This is a genomic window from Variovorax sp. P4_D9 (genome assembly GCF_056401695.1).
The window spans coordinates 1-971 of record NZ_JBFUIU010001578.1; the positions used below are offsets into that span (position 1 = coordinate 1).

Genomic DNA, 971 nt, shown 5'->3' on the forward strand with positions numbered 1-971 from the left:
GAAGGAAGAGGAGGAGGGCGCGGTCACGCTTCCCCTTGAGCGAGTCGTCGCAGGTCTCCAGCACCGCCTCGAGCGGCTCCTTGGTTAGCGCGCGCTGTTTGTGCGGCAGGCCGCTGCGCTTCGCGTAGGCCTTGCGGGTCTTGCTGAGCAGGGCCTTCACCGCGGAGTCGACGCAGGGGTTGCTGCTTGGCCAAGTGGTGGGCCATCGACAGAGGACCGAGATCCGGTGCATGAGCGTGTGCGCGAAAAGGCCGATTGCCCCCGCTTGAGCTTCGTCTGACTGCGCTTGGAAATCGAGCGCAGCACCGCGATCGGCGGAGCGACCCAAGCGCGGAAGAGCATGACCATCTTCGCGGTTGGCACAGAACCTAATCTGAGATTGCCGCAACTCAGTGCCAGACAAGGAGAACGACATGGAAGACGATCCTCGCCCCGTCAACGTCATTCGTGCTGATCTGGCCCGCGCCAAAGATCTGCTTGCTGCCTTGGGCTGCGACACCGGGGGCACGGTCCATTGCTTTGCCCGCCAGCGCGTCATGCGCCTGGCCGAGGAGCTCTGCGCTGCAGAGGACGCTGCCGAGCGCATCGCAGAGACGGTCGCATTGAAGTGGATCTATCGCTATGCCAGTGGCAAGGGCCTGACGATCAATGAAGGCCACGGTCTGCACGGCCCCTGACACGCCAAGCGCTCCACCGCCTCGAAACCCGCGCCTGCAAAGGCTCTCGGAGCAAACCGTATCTTTCTGCACGGAAAGGACTACAAGGGCTTCCCGCAGAATGCAAGCGATATTTGTGGCTTCCCACAGAATGCAAGCGATGCTTGGCCTTGACGGTCCTCGTGGGGAGGGTTGCCACTGCGAATTGGATATGACGTAGCGATATGACGCGCCGATCGGCCGGGCGGCGGCGACTGTGACATAGGAAGACAAGGAGCGGACTGGCTGAACTACAAACGGTCATTGATGCAGCAC

The 971-nt window shown here is 62.1% G+C and carries 1 protein-coding gene; it reads left to right on the forward strand.

What is annotated here, in order from left to right; translation table 11 throughout:
* Positions 1-413 precede the first annotated feature (413 nt).
* Positions 414-677: a hypothetical protein gene (locus AC1DY5_RS57025; protein ID WP_478122940.1), complete on the forward strand. Its 264-nt coding sequence runs from the start codon at positions 414-416 to the stop codon at positions 675-677.
* The last annotated feature ends 294 nt before the right edge of the window (positions 678-971 follow it).